The 5,087-nt window shown below is 38.5% G+C and carries 4 protein-coding genes, 1 pseudogene and 1 other annotated feature; all 5 genes and pseudogenes read left to right on the top strand.

Translation table 11 applies throughout. The features are described from left to right. Positions 1-351 precede the first annotated feature (351 nt). Positions 352-605 (top strand) — a binding site (T-box leader). Between the two features lie 35 nt (positions 606-640). The 5 genes and pseudogenes from PLK24_RS08175 (at position 641) to PLK24_RS08150 (ending at position 5,081) form a co-directional block, all read left to right on the top strand. Beyond that, positions 641-2,050, top strand: a complete 1,410-nt coding sequence (locus tag PLK24_RS08175) for an anthranilate synthase component I family protein (RefSeq protein WP_324478036.1) — start codon at positions 641-643, stop codon at positions 2,048-2,050. A 1-nt stretch (position 2,051) separates the two neighbouring features. After that, positions 2,052-2,634 (top strand): annotated as a pseudogene (locus PLK24_RS11475) (anthranilate synthase component II). Next, positions 2,621-3,661 (top strand): anthranilate phosphoribosyltransferase, encoded by a 1,041-nt coding sequence (gene trpD / locus PLK24_RS08160; protein WP_324478032.1) that lies wholly within the window; start codon positions 2,621-2,623, stop codon positions 3,659-3,661. Before PLK24_RS11475 ends, trpD begins: the two are co-directional and overlap by 14 nt. A 15-nt stretch (positions 3,662-3,676) precedes the next feature. Continuing rightward, on the top strand, positions 3,677-4,498 hold the full coding sequence (locus PLK24_RS08155; RefSeq protein ID WP_324478030.1) for an indole-3-glycerol-phosphate synthase: 822 nt from the start codon (positions 3,677-3,679) through the stop codon (positions 4,496-4,498). Beyond that, a complete protein-coding gene (locus PLK24_RS08150; RefSeq protein WP_324478029.1) occupies positions 4,461-5,081 on the top strand; it encodes a phosphoribosylanthranilate isomerase in 621 nt (206 codons plus the stop codon). The genes PLK24_RS08155 and PLK24_RS08150 overlap by 38 nt, the downstream gene beginning before the upstream one ends. Positions 5,082-5,087: the final 6 nt, after the last annotated feature.

Below are 5,087 nucleotides of genomic sequence, written 5' to 3'. Positions count from 1 at the left end.
ATCTAATATTTGTTCCTTCTTTCTATATAGGAGAAGTTGAGGATGAGGGTGAAAACTGGATCGTAAACCAGGTTTAGTATTTTAAAATAAAGACAAGAATGAAATATCCAAGTTTCTCCCTCACTTTAATCCTCTCCCACCAGGGGAGAGGAAAACAGGAAAAATGGGAGAAGGTAAGGGTAAGGGCGAAATTCTTTCAATTCACTGCTCACAACTCACTTCTCACTATATTTACAGAATAGACACTGGTTTTTATTGAAATATTGATTAGAATGTATCAAGATTTATAAAATTTCTATTTTAAGTATTGACAAAATGAAATTCATATGTTTTGATACTTCAAATTAAAAAAATAATGCGATGATGAGGAAGAGTAGTTTTTCGATCATGTCCAGAGAGAGCCGGGAACGAGGTGGGAGCCTGGTGGCATGAAGAAAATGAATGGGCCTCGGAGCAGTTCCTCGAAAGCTTAAGCAAGTAGGTGGAAACGGTACTTCGCCGGTATGTGAAGCAGGGTATCGGAGGAATCCTGTACCTGGATGAGAGAACGGTATTTGTGTACCGTTAAAAAGAGTGGCACCGCGGATAAAGCCTTCGTCTCTTTAAGAGATGAAGGCTTTTTTATTGGAGGTATTCTTTTATGGCGAGACAACAACCGGACCAAGAAACCTTTATGAGCTTATCCCAAGAGGGGTATGACTCAATTCCAATCTATCGTGAAAAACTTCTTGATCGATTGACACCTATTTCATTATTTGAATCATTTCGAGATTGCAAACCAGTAATTCTATTGGAAAGTGCAGAAAGAGGAGAGGTATGGGGAAGGTTCTCTTTTCTCATCATCGATCCTGAAGAGGAAATTCGAATAAGCTTTAAAGATAATTTAATAGGCTCTTTGGAAGAGAAATATCCGCAACAATGTATTTATCCTCAACCAGAGATTCCCTTCCTTGGTGGGGCGGTTGGTTTTTTAAGTTACGATGCGGTTAAAACTTGGGAAAAGACCGTTCCACAGAAACCTCTTGATTATCCCTATGCCTATTTTCTTACAGTCCATCGCTTCCTGTATATCGATCATCTTCGCCATACTGTAGGAGCAGTTCAGGTGGTTCCTGCTGGGAAGAGAGAGTTATATCTTCAAGCCAAAACCTGGATGGATGATATATTTAATTCATTAGAGAAAAAGGGAGACAATGTAAATACCTCTTTCCAACTCAAAGGTGTAATCCAATCGAATTTTTCTCAGAATGGTTTTCTTGGAGCCGTTGAACAGGTCAAAAAATTGATTGAGGATGGGCATGTTTCACAAACAGTAGTTTCACAAAAATTCTCTGCCCCTTTTAAAGGTGACCCCTTTTTGGCTTATCGTTGTCTTAGATCGTTAAATCCTTCACCTTATATGTTTTATCTTGATGCTGGTGATTTTCAAATTGCTGGATCATCTCCCGAGATGTTAGTCAAGCTTGATAAGGGAAAATTAACCACCAAACCGATTGCCGGAACCAGAAAACGTTCACAATTGCGGCCCGAAGCAGAAATTGTTCAAGAACTTCTCAATGATGAAAAAGAAAACGCTGAACATATCATGCTGCTTGACCTTGGTCGGAATGATATTGGGAAAATCTGCTGTCCGGGGACCGTTCAAGTTGAAGAATTCATGAACGTGGAAAGGTATTCTCATGTCTATCACATAGTATCCCAGGTTTCTGGTCGAATGAAAGAAAACTGTTCTCCCTGGAAGGCTCTGCAAGCTTGTTTTCCGGCTGGAACAGTGAGTGGTGCACCCAAAGTCAGAGCTATGCAAATTATTGAATCTTTAGAGCCATGCGCACGTGGTCCTTATGCTGGGGCTTTGGGGTATGTGGGAGATAATGGAAATATGGATACTTGTATTATAATTCGAAGTCTCTTTTTTAAAGAAGGTGTAGTAAGTGTTCAAGCCGGAGCTGGTATTGTTTATGATTCAAACCCGATTAGTGAATATGAAGAAACTCGAAACAAAGCCGAAGCTATGATTCGAGCGTTGAAGATGGCTGAAGGGAGGGATTAAAATGGTTTTGGTTCTCGATAATTACGATTCGTTTACCTTTAATCTGGTTCAGTATTTAGAAGAAATTACTCAAGATGATTTTATGGTTTGTCGTAACGATGAGATAACCCTGGAGGAAATTCAAGCTTTAAAACCGGATCGTATTGTGATTTCTCCAGGTCCCAAGGACCCCACTGATGTGGGGATTTGTAATGATGTTATTAGCTGTTTTGCACCCAATATTCCAATATTAGGGGTGTGTCTTTGGCCATCAATGTATCGGGTATGTTTTTGGAGCTCGAATAGTTAAAGCGAAAAAACCCTGCCACGGAAAAAAATCTTTGATTCACCTCACTTCCTCCCGGTTGTTTCAAGGTATTCCCGAAGAAATTGAAGTTGGTCGCTATCATTCTTTAATTGTTCAAACCGAAAGCATTCCTCCTTCATTACGAGTAACCGCCTGGTCGAGTGAACATGAAATTATGGCTTTAGAGCATAATATCTTCCCAGTATTTGGTGTTCAATTTCATCCAGAGTCAATTCTCACTCCATTCGGAAAATTGATATTAAGTAATTTTTTGGAGATAAAATATGCTGAATCCTGAAACTCCAAAGATCCTCAATTATTTAATGGAAAAACAGCATTATGGTTTCGAGGAATCCTATCGATTGATGATGAATTTAATGGAAAATCAATTTTCTGCCTCTCAAATTGGAGCAATTCTTTGTGCTTACAGCCAAAAAGGTGAAACACCACAAGAAATTGCTGGATTTGCTGCTGCCATGAGAGCGAAAGCTACTCCGTTTCCGATAGCACAAAAAATAATGGTGATTGACAATTGTGGTACTGGTGGCGATGGAAAAAGAACCTTTAACATATCAACAGCATCAGCTCTTTTAGCCTATGCCATGGGACTGAAAGTCATTAAACATGGCAACCGATCGGTTACCAGCAATTGTGGGAGTGCCGATTTTTTAGAAGCTCTTGGATTTCAAATTAATCTTCCAGCTGATAAGATGAAAAGATTTTTTGATCAGACCGGTTTTGCTTTTCTCTATGCTCCTCTCTATCATCCGGCCATGAAAGCAGTTCAAGAGGTGAGAAAAGAACTGGGAATTCCAACAATTTTTAATCTTCTAGGACCACTGACCAACCCAGCTCCGATAACCCATAAAGTGGTTGGAGTATGCAAACCGAACCTGGTCGATTTGGTTGCTCAAGCACTACTTCAATTAAACATTCAAAGAGGATTAGTGTTTTGGGGTGAACCAGGTATCGATGAAGTGAGTATCTGTGGATTCACCAGGATGGCTCTTATTGAGAAGGGAAAAATACAGACCTGGGATTTTTCTCCTGAGCAAATTGGCCTTAAAGTGAATTCAATAATTGGCATAGCGGGTGGAAAGCCAAAAAAAAATGCTCGTCTTTTTCATGAACTTCTTCAAGGAAAAAAAACCAAGGAGACATTGGGAAGGGCTGTTATCTTGAATGCCGCATTTTTGGTTTGGCTGTTATATCCTGAAAACAATCTTGGTAAAATATATCGAAGTATTGAAGATCTTATTCTATCCGGAGAAGCCTATAAAAAGATCCAAAATCTCATTGTTTTCAATCAATCTTTTAACGACTAAAAAAGGAGAGGAGAAATGAATATATTAGAACAAATTGTATTCGAGAAAAAGCAAAGCTTAAAAAGAGTTCAACCCTATAATTTTAAAGAAATCGAAGCTATTATAGCAACAGCCAGGTGCCAATCAAATCTATGGGTAAACCTTTTTAATCAAAAAAATGAACCAGTAATCATTGCTGAAATTAAATTAGGGTCTCCATCTCGAGGATCGATTATCAGTCACGAAGCGGTTCCTTATTATCTATCCGAATATCAAAGAGCAGGAGCGTCAGCTTTATCGGTCGTTACCGAAGAAAAATATTTTAAAGGGAACACCACCTTGCTTAAAAAGGTAATACAGAATACCTATCTTCCAGTTCTTCGCAAAGACTTTGTTATTAATGATACTCAAATTTATCAATCAGCCTATTTTGGAGTTGGAGCCCTTCTAATAATTGCAAAGATCCTTTCTTTATCAAAAATCCGAAAATTTATTAACCTCTGTGAACTGTTGAACATTATTCCTTTAGTTGAAATTCATGACCAGCAGGATCTTGAAAAGGCAATAGAAGCCGGAGTAAATTTTATTGGGATCAACAATCGCAATCTTGCTACTTTAGAGGTTTCGCTTCATACCACTGAATCTCTTTTGCCTGGGATACCAGATCATGCTACGGTTGTTTGTGAAAGCGGAATAAGAAGTCGGGAAGATCTTCAACGGTTTATGAATATGGGTATTAACCATTTTTTAATTGGGGAATGTTTACTTTTCCATTCTCAACCAGGAGAAGTTCTTCGCGAGTTAAAAGGAGTGAGGAAGAGTGCTTCTAGTAAAAATATGTGGGATAACCCGTCTTGAGGATATATTAGTTCTTATCAAATATCCGGTTTGGGCTTTAGGATTTATTCAAATAGAAACAAGTCCAAGATATGTAAAGCCGGATTTCACCAAAAAACTTATTTCTTATCTTCCAAACCGAATCCTTCCGGTTGGAGTTTTTCAGGATCATAGTATTCAGACAGTAAAGCAAATAAGGAAATATTGTGGATTTTCAATGGTACAGCTTCATGGGAATGAAGAGCCTTCTTTTTGTGCTCGATTAGGGAGGGGAGTTATTCGGGCTTTTCGAATAGGTAATAAATTAGATTTAGTTCAAATAGAACATTATCAATCGGTATCCGACTATTTTCTTTTTGACACTTATGTTCCTGGAAAAAATGGTGGAACCGGTCAACCTTTCTCTTGGAAGCTTCTTAAGGGAGTTGAACGATTCAAGCAACCTTTTCTTGTCTCTGGTGGCCTATCACCGGATAATATTCATGAATGTCTCGATACTATCACACCTTTTGGGATTGATGTGAACAGTGGAGTGGAATCATCTCCAGGGAAAAAAGATGTCCAAAAAGCTCATACCCTTTTTCAAAGGTTGAATATGGTGTAAGTTTTT

Source organism: Atribacter sp. (assembly GCF_035418125.1).
Taxonomy (GTDB): Bacteria; Atribacterota; Atribacteria; order Atribacterales; family Atribacteraceae; genus Atribacter; species Atribacter allofermentans.
This window is presented reverse-complemented; position numbering and strand designations above follow the sequence as displayed.